This is a genomic window from Nocardia sp. NPDC059228, from assembly GCF_042754245.1.
In the GTDB taxonomy this organism is placed as follows: Bacteria; Actinomycetota; Actinomycetes; order Mycobacteriales; family Mycobacteriaceae; genus Nocardia.
Genome location: NZ_JBHZAL010000009.1, coordinates 30097 through 46348, shown reverse-complemented (window position 1 = coordinate 46348; position 16252 = coordinate 30097). Strand labels below are relative to the sequence as shown.

Below are 16252 nucleotides of genomic sequence, written 5' to 3'. Positions count from 1 at the left end.
GCCGGCCGCCGGGCTCAGTGCGTGGCCGCCAGCTCCACGCTGTGGGTGCCGGCGCGGCGGCCCGAGAAGACGCAATCGGCCAGGGACAGGCCGCTCACGTACGAGTTCGAGCACACCCCGACCGCGGCCCGGCCCGCCGCGAACAGACCCGGGATGGCCGCGCCGGATTCGGTGCGGACCGCGCCCGTCTCCTCGTCCACTAGCAGCCCGCCCAGGGTGAGCATGGGCATCGGGTAGGTCAGCCGGGACTTGAACGAGATATCCAGCAGCGCAAAGGGTCCCGCGTGCAACGGGCGGCGGATGTCGTCGGGCTTGCCCATGGGGTCGGGCAGCTGCTGCTCGATGGCGCGATTGTGCGCGTCCACGGTCTTGCGCAGGGCCGCCGGGTCGATACCGGCCCGGGCCGCGACCTCCTCGACGGTCCGGCCGGTCACGCTGCCGAACCGCAGCAGTAGCTCGGCCTGCATGCGCTGGAACCACACCGACTGCTTCCCGATCTGGCTGCGCGCCTCGGCGGCCAGCCGCGCATCGACCAGCAGCCAGGCCCGATGCCCCGGACCGGCGGCGATGGCCGCGCCCAGCGCCGCGCCGTAGCGGGACTCGTCGATCATGCGCTGCCCGTTGGCATCCACCGCGATCGAGCCGAAGTAGGCACTCGGCGGGGCGATGAAACGCCAGGTGGACAGCGCGTCCATGCGACCGGTGGCCGCGCCCGCCGCCTGGGCCATGGCGATACCGCTGCCGTCGTCACCGGCGGTGCCCAGCGGCAGGCCCTCGGCCCACGGATAGTCGGGCGCGTGCTCGGCGACCATCGCGCCATTGGCGATGAAGCCACCGGTGGTGAGGATGACACCGGACCGCGCCTGGATGCGCACCGGCGCCCCGTAGCGCCGCTCGATGCGGGCCAGCAGCGCCTGCACCGACTTGCGCAAACCCTGGTGGTACACACCGGGTTTCGCCGAGATCCGGGCCAGCGCGGCGAACCTGCGCTGCACCGCCGCGGGCGCGCCGCTGATCGTGGTCGCCTCGATGCCGACCACCCGGCCGTCCTCGACCACGAGTCGCGTTGCCCGGGTCCCGGTTCGAACGCGCACTCCGTGTTTCGCCGCCGACTGGGCGAGCGGACCGAACAGCTTCTTGCCGGACACGCCGTGTCCGTGCGCGCGATGCCCGCGCTGCCGCGGTCGCGCCAATTCCCGGAAGCCGCCGGAGTTTTCGCTGCCCGAGTAGTACAGGTAGTAGTCGTCGGTGGGGTACGAGGTCTTGAAGGGGCACAGCGACGGCTGGAACGGCACCCCGTGCCCGGTCAGCCAATCGATCAGTGCGGGCGACTCCTCGCAGAACCTGCGCAGTGTCCGCTCGCTCACGGTGTCGCCGACCTCGGCGCGCAGATACGCGAGCATGTTCTCCACGTCGTCCTCGACCCCGGCCGCGCGCTGCACCCAGGTGCCGCCGCCCGCGTACACGATTCCGCCGGACAGCGCCGTCGCCCCGCCGCCCAGGTAGCGGTCCAGGGCGAGCACGTCGGCGCCCGACTCCCGCGCGGCCAGCGCCGCCGCGACACCCGCGCCGCCGTATCCGACCACCACCACATCGGCCGAATAGTCCCAGGTCCGCACCGTTGCGTCCACCTTCCCGAGTGAAGAAATCCCAGCGAGGTGAACTATAACGTGTTCTAGTTCGGTGTGTGGTTCGCGGCGAGCCGGTCGCGGATGACCGGAAGGCCGGTTACCGTCGGACGGGTGGCCAGCAAGTCAGCCGCACCGGCGATCGAGGTGCCGGTCGGCGAACACACGGTGCGCGTGTCCAATCCGGATCGGGTGTACTTCCCGGAGACCGGGGCGACCAAGCTCGACCTGGTGCAGTACTACCTGAGCGTCGGCGACGGGATCGTCAACGCCTTACGGGACCGGCCGTGCATGCTGCACCGCTTCCCGAAGGGCCTGCCCGGCGGCAAGGTCCACCAGAAACGATTGCCCGGCGGTGCGCCGGACTGGATTCCGACTGTCCAGCTGTACTTCCCGCGCTACGGCCGCACCGCCGACGAACTCTGTGTCGAGAAGGTCGCCGACGTGATCTGGGCGGTGCAGATGTCGACCGTCGAGTTCCATCCCTGGAACTCGCGCCGCTTCGATACCGAACTACCCGACGAATGGCGTATCGACCTCGACCCCATGCCGGACTGCCCGTGGTCGCGGGTGCAGCGGGTGGCCGGGGTCGTGCACGAGGTGCTCGACGAGCTGGGTGCGGTCGGCTGGCCGAAAACCTCCGGCGGCAAGGGATTACACGTGTACGTCCGCATCGCGCCCCGCTTCGGATTCCAGGAGGTGCGCCGGGCCGCGCTGGCCTTCGCCCGCGAGGTGGAGCGGCGCGCGCCCGCGGACGTCACCACCGCCTGGTGGCGCAAGGACCGCGACCCGGCCCAGCTGTTCGTGGACTACAACCAGAACGCGCGTGACCACACCATCGCCGCGGCGTACTCGGTGCGCGGCGTGCCCGAGGCGACGGTGTCGACTCCGGTGCGCTGGAACGAGATTCCCGAGGTGCACCCCGGCGACTTCACCATGAAGACCGTGCCCGCGCGCTACGCCGAACTCGGCGACCTGCACGCCGGCATCGACGAGGCGGTGTTCGACATCGAACCGCTGCTGGAGTGGGCCGACCGCGATCGGATCGACGTCGACCTCGACGAGGACGGCGGCGACTAGAGCGCGTCGGTTCCGCCGGTCAGATGGACCACGGTGAGCAGCAGGCAGGCGGCGTGCCGGAAGCGGATGGCCGGCCACGTCGCCTCCTGCGCGACCGCGGCGTGGGTGGGGTCGGCTTCGCGCAGCACCCGGTCACGTACCGAACCGGATTCGAGCCGGCATGGCATCCCGGCGGACGCCGCGGTGTCCGCCGAACACCCGACGGACAGACCCGTCCGGCCGCGGAGGAGTGAACCGTGCAGTGGGGTCCGCGTCCGGCCCGCGCAGCGGCTGCTCCCGCGGCTGTTGGCGGGCGGGGAGTCAACGGCCACCCGGGTCAGCGAACCGGGCCGGTGCGCGCGGGGTGAGTACGCTTCCAAGTGGACGGACTGAGTGCCCGAGGTGACACGGCCGGCGCAGGAGGCGCGGGATGGAGTGGTTCATCGCACCGGAATACTGGTTCGCGCGGCAGGTGATCGAGCGCGGGATCGCGGCCATCTATCTGATCGCGTTCGTGGCGGCGGCCCGGCAGTTCCGGGCGCTGACCGGGGAACACGGCATGCTGCCGGTACCGCGGTTCGTGGCGCGGCGACCGTTCCGGGTGGCGCCGAGCATCTTTCAGCTGCACTACACCGACCGGTTCTACGCGACGGTGGCCTGGAGCGGGGCGGCGGTGTCCGCGGCCCTGGTGGCCGGGGTCGCGGATCTGCTGCCGCTGTGGGCGGCCGTGGTGGTGTGGCTGCTGGTGTGGGTGCTGTACCTGTCGATCGTCAATGTGGGGCAGGTCTGGTATTCGTTCGGGTGGGAGTCGCTGCTGCTGGAGGCCGGTTTCCTGGTCGCGTTCCTCGGCAACGACCGGGTGGCCCCGCCGGTGCTGGTGGTGTGGCTGGCCCGGTGGCTGGTGTTCCGGGTGGAGTTCGGGGCGGGACTGATCAAATTGCGCGGTGACAGTTGCTGGCGGGATCTGACCTGCCTCTACTACCACCACGAGACCCAGCCCATGCCCGGCCCGCTGAGCTGGTTCTTCCATCAGCTACCGCGGCCGCTGCACCGGATCGAGGCGGGGGCCAATCACGTTGCGCAGTTGGTGGTGCCCTTCGGGCTCTTCGCGCCACAGCCGATCGCGAGCGTGGCCGCCGGAATCATCATCGTCACGCAGCTGTGGCTGGTGCTGTCGGGCAACTTCGCCTTCCTCAACTGGCTGGTCATCGTGCTCGCCTGGTCCGCCGTCTCCGATTCCGCGGTGGCAAAGGTGTTTCCGATACCCGCGGCACCGGCTCTGCCGGACTCGCCGCTCTGGTTCACGGTGCCGGTATTCGTCTTCGTGGCCTGCACCGTGGTGCTCAGCTACCTGCCGGTCCGCAATATGCTGTCGAGTCATCAGCGAATGAACCAGTCCTACAATCCTTTCCATCTGATCAACACGTTCGGCGCGTTCGGCGTCGTAGACCGCATCCGCTACGAGGTGGTCGTCGAGGGCACCGACGAAGTCGCGCTCACCGCCCACACCCACTGGCGCGAATACGAATTCAAGGGCAAGCCCGGCGACCCCCGTCGGCTGCCCCGCCAGTGGGCCCCGTACCACCTGCGCCTGGACTGGCTCATGTGGTTCGCGGCCCACTCGTCCAGCTATGCCCGGCCGTGGTTCGACGGTCTCCTCCAGCGCCTGCTGCGCAACGACCCCGCCACCCTGCGCCTGCTGCGCCGCAATCCCTTCCCGGACGTCCCGCCCCGTTACATCCGCGCCCGGCTCTACGAGTACCGCTTCACCAGTCCCCGTGAACTGCTGGAGACCCACGCCTGGTGGGTTCGTACCCTGGTCGGCGAATACGCGCCGCCGATGTTCTCGCCGCGCATCTCGCGCGTGACCCGGACATAATGCGGCATGGGTTTCTTCAGGCCGCGCTGCCCGGTGGGGGAGGTGGAACGGCTCTGGGTCGAGGAGATGCTGTCCTGGTGCGCCACCCAATTCGGTACCAGGACGTTGCGCACCCCCGTCATCCTCCCGACCTCCGACTACTTCCCGGACACCTACTCGGGCGCCGAATCGCAGGTGCTCGCGGTCGTGGAGCGGGTGGTCCGGTACATGGGGGTTGGGCGGGATCGCATTGTCGTGGAACTCGATCCGGCCGGTGCGGCGCCGCCCGACCAGCTCATGCAGCTGGAGGGCGCGGCCCGCGGCGAGGCCGGGCACTACCGGCTCGAGCACGGGCGGGCGGTGGTGACGCTCGAACTGGCGCGGCTGCGCTCACCGGTCACGCTGGTGGCGACCGTCGCCCACGAACTCGCCCACGAGCGACTGCTCGGTGAGCAGCGCATCGCACCGGACCGGCACGACGGCGAACAACTCACCGATCTGGCCACGGTCTACCTCGGCCTCGGCGTCTTCAATGCCAATGCGGCCTTCCAGTTCTCGCAGAACAGCCGCGGCTGGCGCTCCCAGCGCCTGGGCTACCTCTCCCAGCCCATGTACGGCTACGCCCTGGCCTGCTGGACGGTCATGCGCGGCGACCCGCGCCCCGCCTGGTCGGCCCACCTCGATACCAACCCCCGTGTCTACATGAAGCAATCCCTCAAATACCTGCGAGCCAACCCCGACGCCCTTCCTGGCTGGCGCGCCGCGGCGTTCGAATCCTGAAGCCGGCCTTCGGATCCGGAAGGCCCGATCCGAAGGCCGTGCTGCGACTACGCGGTGCTGCTCGCGCTGCCGTTCTCCAGGTGACCGGCGAAATGCCTGCGCCAGTTGGAGTTTCCGGAGAGGCTGAGCGTCAGGTCGTACCAGCCCTGGTCGAGCGGGGCGGTGATATCGCGTTTGGATCCGGCGTCGATCGTGGCCGGGGAACCGCCGCTCACCTGGACCGTCAGTGCCGAAGTGCCGGAATTGATCACGGTGACAACGAAAGTGGGCTGATCGGCGGTGTCACCGACGGCGGCGGTGGCGGTGAGCGCCGCGGTATCGGCGGTGCCCGCGGCCTCGACGAGGAATCCGTTGGGGGCGTGGATCGCGAAGTCGTAGGAGCCGCCGAGCTGGAATCGCTCCTGGGCGCTGCCGCCCGGGGCAACCACGGTCTGCCGGATCGAATTGTCGTGGTAGGCAAAGGTTTGGAACGGCATGGCCACCGTGCCCTGATTGCCGTACCTGGCCGTCGCGGCGTTCCCGGCGACCTCCACCCAGGCGACCGGCTGATAGGGCAGCGGCCGGGCCTTGGCGCGGCCCGCGTCCTGGACCGGCATCTGCTGTCCGGCGGGGGAGGGCGGGGTCGGCTTGGGCAGGTTCTTCTGACCGGCCGCGCGGGCGCGCTCGGCATTGGCGTCGGGCAGGGTGGGAATACTGGTGTCGCGTCTGCCGAAATCGAAGCAGCTGGTGAGGTCGCCGCACACCGCGCGCCGCCAGGCCGAGATATTGGGTTCGACGACGCCGGTCCACTGCTCCAGGAAGCGCAGCACCGAAGTGTGATCGAACACTTGGGAATTCACGTAGCCGCCGCGGCTCCACGGTGAGATGACCAGCATCGGTACCCGTGGTCCCAGGCCGATCGGCGACTGCCCGCCCAGCAGCGCCCCGGCCCGGCTGATCAGGGTGTCCATGGTCGCGGAGCCCGAGGCGAGCCCGAGCGTCGCCGAGCCGGAATTCAGGTCGGTGCCGGTGATCTCCAGCGACGGCAGGATCTCATCGGTGGTGCCGGGTGGCGCGGTCGGCGGCACTACGTGGTCGAAGAAGCCGTCGTTCTCGTCGTAATTGACGAGCAGGACCGTCGACTCCCACAGTTTCGGGTTGTCCCACAGGGCCTGCAGGACGCGCTGGATGTAGGCGGCGCCGTCGGCGGGACGGTAGGCCGGGTGCTCGGAGTAGCCGGCGGGCGCGACCACCCAGGACACCTGCGGCAGGGTGCCGGCGGCGCAATCGGAAATGAACTGCTGCAGCACGTAATCGACATTGGTGCCGTCGGTGCCGGCCGGTGCGGGCGTCATGCCGGTCGTGGTCACCTTGGCGCGATCGGCCAGCTGGCGGACCGCGGGATCGGACGAGGCCGCCGCGTCGTGATACGCGCGGAACAGCCACAGCGGATTGTCGCCGAAGTCGGCGAGGAAGTCGCCACCGCTGTGCGAGTCGGCGTACACCTGCCACGAGATTCCGGCCTGCTGCAGGCGTTCCGGATAGGTGGTCCAGGTGTACACGGGCCGATAGTCCGGGGGATTGGACACGGCGGGTCCGCCCGCCCGGCCGGCGGCGTCGATGGTGCCGGTCCAGTGGAACAGCCGATTCGGGGTGGTGGGTCCCTGGATCGAACAGAAGTAGTGATCGCAGATGGTGAACGCGGAGGCCAGTGCGCGGTGGAAGGGAATGTCGGCCTCGGTGAAGTAGCCCATGGTCATCTTGGACTTGGCCGCGATCCAGGAGTGGTAGGCGCCATCGGCCCACGCCATGTGCGTGGTGTTCCAGTCGTGCGCCAGATCGCCGAGATCCTGCCCGTCCACCCGGCTGGTGTCGACGTGCCAGGGCAGCAGGAATCCGGTGCTGCTGAACGCATCCGGCTGATGGAACGCGTCCCGGTTGTCGCCGCCCGCCGATCCGCTGCTGCTCCCGCTGCCCGATCCGCTGCCCGAACCACTCGCCGATCCACTGGCACTCCCGGTGCCCGCCGACCCACTGCCCAGATCGGTCCCGGGTCCGCCGGCGAGGACGGTGTCCATGGCCGCCTGCAGGATCGGGTCGTAGCCGCCGGCGGGCAGCCTGACGGCGCGCTTGTCACCGAAACCCCGGACGCCGCTCATGGTTCCGAAGTAGTGATCGAACGAGCGGTTCTCCTGCATCAGGATCACCACGTGCTGAACCTGATCCAACGAACCCGAGCGCCCCGGCTCCGCCAGTGCCTCCGCCATGCCCTCCGGCAGCCCGGTCACCCCCGCCGCGCCCGCGGCCAGCATCGACCCCAGCACCGTTCGCCGATTCGTCCTGGCGAATCCACGCCCCATCAGAAATCTCCGATCCGTCGTCTGTCCCCAGCCATCGCGGCGCCGCAGACGCTACCGGCACGCCCGCCGGTCCGCAGCGTCCAAAACGTGTCCTGGCCAGCGCTTTTCGCTATAAGCGCGGATAGTGGGGGTGCCGGTAGCGGAAAAATCGGCCCCATGAAGTTGGTCGGATGATCACCCCGGGGTCATGTAGAGGTGCCACGGTGGTCGCGTGCGGACGGAGACACAGACGCGGCCGGCGCGCGCGGTGCGCTGGTTCCACCTGGTGTGCGACCGGGTGGTGGCGCGGCTGCCGTTCGGGCTGGGCCGGTTCGTGGCCCCGACCTTCGTCGGCTATCTGCTGGTGAGCGGGTTCACCTTCACCCTGGATCTGGTGGTGCTGACCGCCCTGCACGGGGTCGCGGGCCTGGCGCTGCCGATCGCGGTGACCGTGGCCTATTGCACGGCATTCGGCGCGAGCTATCTGCTGAATCGGACCCTCAACTTCGAGTCGCACGCCGCGGTCGGTCCGCAGGTCGCCGTCTATGTCGTGGTCGTCGCGGTGAACTACCTGGTGTTCATCCTCGGCGTGACCAGCGGTGTGGCCGCCCTCGGCATCGACTACCGGATCGCCCGCATCCTGGGCGGTCTCGGCGAGGGTTTGTTCATGTACACGTCGATGCGGCTGCTCGTCTTCCGGACCTGGTCACCGACCAGCGGCCGCTCGCGTCGTTAGCGCGCGTGTGCGATACCCGGCCACCAGCGCTACCAGCGAGGACGGGTCAGCGGGGCTGGACGGGGGCGGGCTGGACGGGCATATAGGTATGGCTTACCTTGGCACCCGTGAGTGTTGCCGAGGCTGTGCCGAATCTGCTGATCTGCCTGCGGGAGGGCCTGGAGGCGGGGCTCGTGGTGACCATCCTGCTGGCCGCCGTGCGCCGGCTGTCCACACCTGAACGCCCGGTCTCGACCACGCCGGTCTGGCTGGGTGTGCTCGGCGCGATCTCGGTGGCCGGGAGTTTCGCCGCCGTGCTGACGTATTCGACTGCCGCACTGACCAGTTCGGCCCGGGCCGCGGTCGCGGGCGTGCTGAGCGTGCTGGCCGTGGCCCTGGTCACCGCGATGATCTTCTGGATGCGGCGCACCGGGGCCTCGCTGTCGGGACACCTGCGCGGTGAGGTCGCGCGGGCCGCGGGGCTGGGCGCGGGCGTGCTCGCGGTGACGGCGTTCCTGGCCGTCGGGCGCGAGGGCCTGGAGACCACGCTGTTCGTATGGACGGCCATCAAGGCGGCGGGATCGACAGCCGCTCCGCTGGTCGGCGCGGCCCTCGGACTGGGTATCGCGATCGCGCTGTGCTGGTTGCTGTTCCGGCGTGCGGTACGGCTGAACCTCGGTGTCTTCTTCAACCGGACCGCCGTGCTGCTCATCATCATCGCCGCGGGCGTGCTCGCCTACGGCCTCGGTGACCTGCAGGAGGCGGGCTGGCTGCCGGGCGCGCGCTGGATCGCGTTCGACCTGACCGCGCACGTCGACCCGAACTCGTGGTGGGTCTCGATCATCACCGGCATCACCAACCTGTCGCCGAGGATGACGGTGCTGCAGGTGGTGGCGTGGATCGCCTACCTGGCCACCGTGATTCCGCTGTTCGTCCGGGCGGGCCGCACCCCCGCGACCGAGGCCGAGCCGGTGGCGAAGCCGGAAACCGAGCCCACCGACAAGAAGCCGGAAACCGAGCCCGCGCACGCGGATTGGTGGGAGCGGATCGCCGGTCCGCGTCCGGTGCTGGTCGGCGCGACCCTGGTGCTGGTCCCGGTGCTGGCGGCCGGCACCGCCATCGCCCTGCTGCCCTCGGGCGGCTCGAACACCGCGCGCACGGTCACCGTGACGGCGGATGCCTGTGCGCCGGAATGGACCTCGGCGCACACCGGCACCCAGACCATCGCGGTGCACAATACGTCCGGCAAGTCCGGCGAGATCGATCTGGTCGACGCGGACGGCGCGGTGGCCGGTGAGATCGAGAACATCGGTCCCGGCACCACCGCCGAGCTGACCGCGACCCTGAATTCGGGCAGCTACACCATTGTCTGCCTGATGTCGGGCCGCCCGTCGCTGTCCTCGCCGCGCGTTCAGGCCACCGGTCCGCAGACGGACGCGCCGCCGGCCTTCAAACCCGCGCGGGCCAGCGAACTGCACGGGCCGAACGAGGCCTACCAGGCGTACGTGCGGGGCGTGCTGACCCGTCTGACCGGTGCCGTCGGCACGGTCGGCCGGGATCTGCGGGCGCGCAATATCCCCGCCGCGCAGGCCGATTGGCTGCTCGCGCTGCAGGAGTGGGAGCGGGTCGGCGCGTCGTACAACAGCTTCGGCGAGGCGGGGACCGCGGTCGACGGGCTGCCCGGCGGTCTGCCGGACGGCGTCAACGATCCGGGATTCACCGGCCTGCACCGCCTCGAATACGGCCTCTGGCACGGCCAGGGCCCGGATCAGCTGCTGCCCGTGGTCGACAAGCTCACCGCGGATATCGCCGCGATCGGGGACAAGCTGACCAGCACCGATATCGCCGGTGATCCCGCCACCCTGCCGGTGCGCGCCCACGAGATTCTGGAAGACGCACTGCGCGACCACCTTTCGGGCCTGGACGATCAGGGTGCGGGCGCGGCCTATCCGGCGACGCTGGCCGATGTCGAGGTCACCCGCACCGTCCTGGATCAGCTCGCCGTCCCGCTGGACGAGCGTGACCCGCAGCTGCGCCCCGACCTCGGGACCAAACTGGACCGGCTGCGCGCTGCCCTGCTGGCCACCCAGGACAACGGCCACTGGCGCACGCCCGCGCAGACGCCGCAGGCGACCCGGCAGGCGGTGCTCGCCGCGATCGGCGCCGCCCTGGAAACACTGGACCGGGTGCCGCGGCTGCTGGAAACCAAAGCGAACTGACTCTCTACGAAGGACCGAGGCCATCACCATGACTGTCAGCCGCCGCCGCTTCCTCTCCGGCGCCGCCGCGGGCGCCGCCGGAACCGCCCTGACCGCAGGCGTTCTCGTCGAGGGCGCCCGCGTGGACGCCGCCGCGGGCGGGCAGGCCACGACCACACCGGCCTACCCGTTCCACGGCGCGCATCAGGCGGGCATTCTCACCCCGGCTCCGGCCGATCGCCAGAATGCCTCCTGTTTCGCCGCATTCGACGTGACCGCCGCCAACCGCGCCGAACTCGCCGACCTGATGAAGACGCTCACCGAGCGCGCCCGCGCCCTCACCGCCGGTGGCCCGCCGCCGGATCTGGGTCCGAGCCACCCGCCCGCCGACAGCGCCGTCCTGGGGCCCGATATCCCGGCCGACGGCCTGACCGTCACCACCGGTGTCGGTGCGAGCCTGTTCGATCAGCGGTACGGGCTGGCTTCCCGGAAGCCCGCGCACCTGACGCCGATGCGGGTCTTCCCCGACGACTCCCCGGAAGCGGCGTGGATGCACGGTGATCTGCTGCTGCAGCTGTGCGCCCACAACCCCGACACCATCCACCACGCCATCCGCGACCTCACCCGCCACACCCGTGGCGGGATCCAATTGCGCTGGAAGATCCAGGGTTACAACTCCCCGCCGCGGCCGTCCGGCACCGGCCGCAATCTGCTCGGCTTCAAGGACGGCACCGCCAACCCGACCGGTTCCGACGCCGCCGCTCTGATCTGGGCCGACAGCCCCGACGAGCCCGCGTGGACCCGGGGCGGCACCTATCAGGTGGTCCGCCTCATCCGCATGCTGGTGGAGTTCTGGGACCGCGTCTCGATCGCGGAGCAGGAGAACATGTTCGGCCGCCGCCGCGAATCCGGCGCACCCCTGGACGGCACCAAGGAATTCGACGTCCCCAACTACGCCGCCGATCCCGACGCCACCGTCACCCCCGCCACCGCCCACATCCGCCTGGCCAATCCCCGCACCGCCGACACCGCCGACCAGCAGCTGCTGCGCCGCTCCTACAACTACGACCTCGGCGTCGACCCGAACGGCAATCTCGCCACCGGCCACATCTTCACCTGCTTCCAGCAGGACATCCAGCGTCAGTTCGAAACCATCCAGACCCGTTTGGCCGGAGAGCCTTTGACCGACTACGTCCAGCCCTTCGGCGGCGGCTACTTCTTCGTCCTGCCGGGCGTCACCGACACCAAGGACTGGTACGCCCGCACGCTGCTGGGCTGATCCGTCGCCGCCCGAGCCGGGTCAGACCGTCAGCACGGTGTGGATCCGGTTGCCGGGGTCGATGGTTCGGCGCAGCGCGGCCAGGCGCGGGTAGTTCTGGCCGTAGTAGCGGCTGAGGGGATCGCCGGGTTCGAGGTAGTTGGCATAGGCCCCGACCGAGACCGGTGCGAAGAGCCGGTGGGCGGCGGTGACCCAGGCCTGGGCGGTGTCGTGCGGGATCGGTTGGTAGGCGCCCCATTCGACGAGGGCGGCGTGGTTGCGCCAGGGGAAGGCGGTGGCGGTGGGTGCGGTATCGCGGATCGCGCCGTCGAGGGTGTTGATCTGCACCCAGCCGGTGCCGCCGGCGCGCGAGAAGATCGTCAGGGCTTCGATGATGCGGGCGATGGCGTCGGAGGTGAGCTCGGAGACGACGTCGGAACCGTTGGTGAAACTCGCGCGCGGTGAGGTGGGGCTGCCGCCCGCCAGATACATGATGGTGTCCATGTGATCGAGGGTCTGCGTGTCGGTGGTCGACGGTGGCAGACCGATCGCATCCGTCAGCGCGGCCGCGGCCTGGTCGCCGGACCCGGCCGGGCAGACCAGCTGCAGCCAGCAGTCCAGGCTGCCGTTGCCATCGGCGTCGATGCTCACGTCGGCCCACTGGGAGCGGTCCGCGGACTGCAGCCAGGCGGACCAGCCGGCGATCACCTGCGCGGCGCTGTCGCCGGGAAAGGTCAAGCGCACCAAATCTTTTGGCGTCGCGGGGCAGGTGTCGAAGGTCAGCGAGGTGACCACGCCGAACAGTGGGCCGCCGCCGCGCAGCGCCCAGAGCAGGTCCGGGCGGGAGGTCTCGGAGACCTCCGCGACGGTGCCGTCGGGCAGCACGAGCGTCGCGCCGGCGAGCCGGTCACAGGTGACGCCGTAGGCGCGGGATTCGAAGCCGAGGCCGCCGCCGAGGGCGAGTCCGCTGATGCCGACATCCGGGCACATACCGGTCGGGATGGTCAGATCCGACCGGTCGAGCTCGCGGTAGACGTCGTACAGGGTGTGGCCCGGCCCCACCACCGCCTGTCCCGCATCGACAACACTCACGCCGGTGAGCTGCCGGACGTCGATGATCATCGCGCCGGTCGTCGTCGACACCCCCGCATAGGAGTGCCCGCCGGATCGAGCGGCCACGGGCAGCCGGTATTCGGCCGCGAAACTCATGGCGGAGACGACATCGGCGGTCGAGGCGACCTGCACCACGGCAGTGGGTGTCTCGCTGTCGAACCGGGTGTTGAAGACCTGCCTGGCCATCTCGTAGCCGGCGTCGCCGACCCGGACGACGCGGCCGCGGATGAGCCGCTCCAGCCTGCTCCAATTCGGTTTGGCCGCACCGGGTCCGGAGGCGACCGAGACGGGATCGGCATCGGAGAGGCCGGTGAATCCCCACCCGGCCAGGGCGATTCCCAGTGCGCCACACAGAAATGTGCCTCGCGAGAAGCCGGCATCCGTCGCCCGTACGGATCTCACTCTGCGCATGTGCCCTCCAGGCTCGGTGCTAGCCGGAAAACCATGGCGGGCAACAGATGCACGCCTGCCCGGGACGTCGACTATGTGTGGTTTGCCGCAATTTCCTGCGGATGTTCAACAGCCGCCAGGTAATTGTGCCGACCACCCGGGTGGCGAGGCATGAGTTCGACCTAGGCCTAAGACAACTCACAGGCAACCGTAACCGAATTTGCCCGCGTGTCGCTCTAGGTCGTGAAGTTGCGCTCTAGGTAGTGAAGTCGGAGGAGCTGTGGCCTCAGAGATAGGACCCGCAGTAGGGCCACGCCCCGGGACCCTCGTGCGCGAGGATCCGTTCCGCGATGCGGATCTGCTCCTCGCGACTGGCGTCGGCGGGATTCCCCCTGCCGCCGTACGCATTCCAGGTGCCCTGGCTGAATTGCAGGCCACCGTAGTAGCCGTTGCCGGTGTTCGCCCCCCAATCCCCGCCCGCCTCGCACTGGACGACGGCATCCCAGTCGTGCCAGCCGGCGGCGAGTGCGGTTGCGGCCGGCCCGCAGGTCAAGGCCGTGATTCCAACCGCGAGAGCAAGAAAGTGAGCAGGTCTTCGAAACGAGTGCTGTCCGATCATGGCGTATCTCCGCCCTGGTAGCCGAACTCGCGGGAAAGACAACCAGCCGATCGTAGCTGAAGATTTGCTAGGATTCTATATTTTAGTATTGACCTGGCAATTAGCTGGTTTGCAGGTGGAAGTCGGCCGGGTCGGGCTCGGACAGCATGGACTCCATGGTGGCGCGGTCGAAGGGGAGCAGGTCGATGCTGCCGCCCTCGGTGAAGTACCAGGAGTTGCAGCCGGTGTTCCAGACCGTGGGGCCCATGGCCACGGAGACCTCGGTCTCGAACCGTGCGGTGGCGTCCTCGGTGACCTCGACGGTGTCGAATTCGCCTGCGCTCCAGCGCTGGATCCACCGGGTGATGTAGCGGGCGGTCACCTCGGCGGCGTGGTGCAGCGGAATGGAGCCGGTGGGGGAGTGGGGGCCCAGGACCGTGAAGAAGTTGGGGAAGCCCGGGATCGCGGTCATCCGGTAGGCGCGTGGGCCCTTCGCCCAGGCATCGTCGATCGAGATGTCGTCGCGACCGGTCAGATTCATCGGCCGCATGTAGTCGTGGGCGCGGAAGCCGGTGGCGAGGACGATCATATCGAGCTCGTGGTGGCGGCCGTCGGCGGTGCGGATGCCGGTCGGGGTCACCTCCTCGATGGCCTTGGTGATCAGCTCGGCATTGCGGGCGCGCAGCGCGCGATAGTAGGTGCCGGACAGCACCTGCCGCTTGCACAGCGGCTCGTAGTCGGGGGTGAGCTGTTCGCGCAGCTCCGGCTGGAGGATCTGCGCACGCAGGCTCAGCCGGGCGTACTGCTGGACCGCCCGCCGCCGCCAGCTCGGCCGGGTCACCACGTCGGTGAACAGCCTGGCTCCCGTCATGCCTGCCTGGTAGAGCGCGCGATTCACCTGCGGCAGCCGGTTCAGCACCGCACCGAGGATCGCGGGCTGCGGGATCTGCATCGGAGCCCAGATCACCCACTGCGGGCTGCGCACGAAGTGCGTGACGCGCTCGGCTTCCGGCTGCAGCGCCGAAACCACCTGCACGCCGGTCGAACCCGTGCCGATGACCGCGATCCGCCGCCCGGCGGTCGCCACGCTGTCGTCCCAGCGCGCGGTGTGCAGCACCTCGCCGGTGAACTCGGACAGTCCGGGCAGATCCGGCACCGCCGGATGATGCAGTACTCCAGTGGCCGCGATGACGAAGTCTGCCTCGTAGCGGCTCCCGTCGCCGGTCTCGACGAGCCACCCGGACCCGGTGAACGTCGCCGCCACCACCTCGGAATTCAGCCGCAGATGCGGCCGCAGCCCGTACTGCTCGGCCACATCGGCGAGATACCGCTGGATCTCCGGGCCGGGTGCGAAGATGTGCGACCAGTCCGGCTTCGGCGCGAACCCGAACTGGTACAGCTGGGAGGGAACGTCACAGGTCAGTCCGGGGTAGTGGTTCCAATGCCACACCCCGCCGACGTCGGACCCCTTCTCCAGGATCACGAAGTCGTCGAACCCATTGCGCTGCAACGTGATCGCACTCGCGATGCCGGACACCCCGGCCCCGATGATCACGATGCGAGGCTGCCGCGCCGCACCCATCCCAACCTCCTTGTTGGATACCTCAGGAACTCAAATACTGACGGTATTTGGAACCGGTGGGTATGTCAATCGGCCGGCGATGGTCGCAGCTCAGCGCGGAACTGGCGCGGTTGTGTGTGCGGGTCGGTTCCGCTGGTTCGAGGGCGGGTCCGGTCCGGTCACAGTTCGGAACCGGAACCCGCGCCCCGGAATGGGTCAGTTGGTCTTGTGGAGAGTGGCCGAGCCGGTGCTCATCAGGTTCTTCAGTGCCGGGAGGATGGCGTCCAGCGAGAGATTGCCCAGGGAACCCATTGTTTTCTCCTTCGATCCGGAATTGTTTGGATTGCTTGTGCGCTCGTTGAAAACGTGATGGCACAAGGAGTTCGAAGAGAAATCACTGCTATGGATGCATTGACAACGACGAATTGTGTTCGGTCAGGGCAGGATTCGGCCGAATTCCATGGAGGCAAGGGGCCGGGTCGTGCGCAATACGGCGATTATCCGTTCGAGGTCGGCCACCCGTCTGCGGAGTTTCTTGTTCTCCTTGGCCATGGCGGTGAAAAGGCTCTCCTCGGTCGCGCCGATTGCGTTCCCGGCACGCCCTTCCATGTGCTCCGCGTGGCGAATCCACAATCGCAGCGCCTCGTGATGGACGCCGAGATCCGCTGCCATTCTTCGAAAAGTCGGTTTGGGATCCGATTCTCGGTACAGTTGGATCGCATGCGTCCGCAGCGCGTCCGGATACTTTCTCGGTGGTGCCACGGGCGACCCCATTT

The 16252-nt window shown here is 69.0% G+C and carries 13 protein-coding genes; 6 read left to right on the top strand and 7 right to left on the bottom strand.

Translation table 11 applies throughout. From position 1 onward, the window contains the following. Positions 1 to 14 precede the first annotated feature (14 nt). The gene (locus ACFXKA_RS16485) at positions 15 to 1631 is read right to left on the bottom strand and encodes an FAD-binding protein (protein WP_379427851.1); all 1617 of its coding nucleotides are present in this window, start codon (positions 1629 to 1631) and stop codon (positions 15 to 17) included. Positions 1632 to 1742: 111 nt separating this feature from the next. Here ACFXKA_RS16485 and ligD point away from each other — a divergent pair, with 111 nt between their 5' ends. Then, positions 1743 to 2708 (top strand): non-homologous end-joining DNA ligase, encoded by a 966-nt coding sequence (ligD, locus tag ACFXKA_RS16480; protein WP_379427850.1) that lies wholly within the window; start codon positions 1743 to 1745, stop codon positions 2706 to 2708. On the opposite strand, the gene ACFXKA_RS16475 is transcribed toward ligD, so the two are convergent. Next, positions 2705 to 2875 carry a hypothetical protein gene (locus ACFXKA_RS16475; protein ID WP_379427849.1) on the bottom strand — a complete coding sequence of 57 codons (171 nt, stop codon included), beginning with the start codon at positions 2873 to 2875 and terminating at the stop codon, positions 2705 to 2707. The two genes, ligD and ACFXKA_RS16475, sit on opposite strands and share 4 nt — an antisense overlap. Before the next feature lie 242 nt (positions 2876 to 3117). Here ACFXKA_RS16475 and ACFXKA_RS16470 point away from each other — a divergent pair, with 242 nt between their 5' ends. Together ACFXKA_RS16470 and ACFXKA_RS16465 are read left to right on the top strand one after the other, a co-directional pair. Next, a complete protein-coding gene (locus tag ACFXKA_RS16470) occupies positions 3118 to 4566 on the top strand; it encodes a lipase maturation factor family protein (protein ID WP_379427848.1) in 1449 nt (482 codons plus the stop codon). Between the two features lie 6 nt (positions 4567 to 4572). Next, positions 4573 to 5325: a hypothetical protein gene (locus tag ACFXKA_RS16465; protein ID WP_379427847.1), complete on the top strand. Its 753-nt coding sequence runs from the start codon at positions 4573 to 4575 to the stop codon at positions 5323 to 5325. Positions 5326 to 5372: 47 nt separating this feature from the next. On the opposite strand, the gene ACFXKA_RS16460 is transcribed toward ACFXKA_RS16465, so the two are convergent. Continuing rightward, positions 5373 to 7571, bottom strand: coding sequence for a phosphocholine-specific phospholipase C (locus ACFXKA_RS16460; protein ID WP_379427987.1), 2199 nt, complete (start codon positions 7569 to 7571; stop codon positions 5373 to 5375). A gap of 304 nt (positions 7572 to 7875) precedes the next feature. On the opposite strand from ACFXKA_RS16460, the gene ACFXKA_RS16455 reads away from it, so the two are divergent. From ACFXKA_RS16455 to efeB, 3 genes are all read left to right on the top strand, one after another. Then, positions 7876 to 8379 carry a GtrA family protein gene (locus tag ACFXKA_RS16455; protein ID WP_379427846.1) on the top strand — a complete coding sequence of 168 codons (504 nt, stop codon included), beginning with the start codon at positions 7876 to 7878 and terminating at the stop codon, positions 8377 to 8379. 107 nt (positions 8380 to 8486) lie between these two features. After that, positions 8487 to 10577 (top strand): iron uptake transporter permease EfeU, encoded by a 2091-nt coding sequence (gene efeU / locus ACFXKA_RS16450; protein ID WP_379427845.1) that lies wholly within the window; start codon positions 8487 to 8489, stop codon positions 10575 to 10577. A 28-nt stretch (positions 10578 to 10605) separates the two neighbouring features. Then, positions 10606 to 11835 carry an iron uptake transporter deferrochelatase/peroxidase subunit gene (gene efeB, locus ACFXKA_RS16445; RefSeq protein WP_379427844.1) on the top strand — a complete coding sequence of 410 codons (1230 nt, stop codon included), beginning with the start codon at positions 10606 to 10608 and terminating at the stop codon, positions 11833 to 11835. A 21-nt stretch (positions 11836 to 11856) separates the two neighbouring features. Here efeB and ACFXKA_RS16440 read toward each other — a convergent pair whose 3' ends face one another. From ACFXKA_RS16440 to ACFXKA_RS16425, 4 genes are all read right to left on the bottom strand, one after another. Then, on the bottom strand, positions 11857 to 13338 hold the full coding sequence (locus ACFXKA_RS16440; protein WP_379427843.1) for an FAD-binding oxidoreductase: 1482 nt from the start codon (positions 13336 to 13338) through the stop codon (positions 11857 to 11859). 265 nt (positions 13339 to 13603) lie between these two features. Continuing rightward, a complete protein-coding gene (locus tag ACFXKA_RS16435; RefSeq protein ID WP_379427842.1) occupies positions 13604 to 13936 on the bottom strand; it encodes a transglycosylase family protein in 333 nt (110 codons plus the stop codon). Between the two features lie 100 nt (positions 13937 to 14036). Then, a complete protein-coding gene (locus ACFXKA_RS16430) occupies positions 14037 to 15497 on the bottom strand; it encodes a flavin-containing monooxygenase (protein ID WP_379427841.1) in 1461 nt (486 codons plus the stop codon). Positions 15498 to 15911: 414 nt separating this feature from the next. Then, the gene (locus ACFXKA_RS16425; RefSeq protein WP_379427840.1) at positions 15912 to 16250 is read right to left on the bottom strand and encodes a transposase; all 339 of its coding nucleotides are present in this window, start codon (positions 16248 to 16250) and stop codon (positions 15912 to 15914) included. Positions 16251 to 16252: the final 2 nt, after the last annotated feature.

Coding starts and splice junctions, on each gene's coding strand:
- ACFXKA_RS16475 (WP_379427849.1), bottom strand. CDS start 2,875: ATGCCATGCCGGCTCGAATCCGGTTCGGTACGTGACCGGGTGCTGCGC.
- efeB (WP_379427844.1), top strand. CDS start 10,606: ATGACTGTCAGCCGCCGCCGCTTCCTCTCCGGCGCCGCCGCGGGCGCC.
- ACFXKA_RS16470 (WP_379427848.1), top strand. CDS start 3,118: ATGGAGTGGTTCATCGCACCGGAATACTGGTTCGCGCGGCAGGTGATC.
- ACFXKA_RS16465 (WP_379427847.1), top strand. CDS start 4,573: ATGGGTTTCTTCAGGCCGCGCTGCCCGGTGGGGGAGGTGGAACGGCTC.
- ACFXKA_RS16430 (WP_379427841.1), bottom strand. CDS start 15,497: ATGGGTGCGGCGCGGCAGCCTCGCATCGTGATCATCGGGGCCGGGGTG.
- ACFXKA_RS16460 (WP_379427987.1), bottom strand. CDS start 7,571: ATGGCGGAGGCACTGGCGGAGCCGGGGCGCTCGGGTTCGTTGGATCAG.
- ACFXKA_RS16435 (WP_379427842.1), bottom strand. CDS start 13,936: ATGATCGGACAGCACTCGTTTCGAAGACCTGCTCACTTTCTTGCTCTC.
- ACFXKA_RS16440 (WP_379427843.1), bottom strand. CDS start 13,338: ATGCGCAGAGTGAGATCCGTACGGGCGACGGATGCCGGCTTCTCGCGA.
- ACFXKA_RS16425 (WP_379427840.1), bottom strand. CDS start 16,250: ATGGGGTCGCCCGTGGCACCACCGAGAAAGTATCCGGACGCGCTGCGG.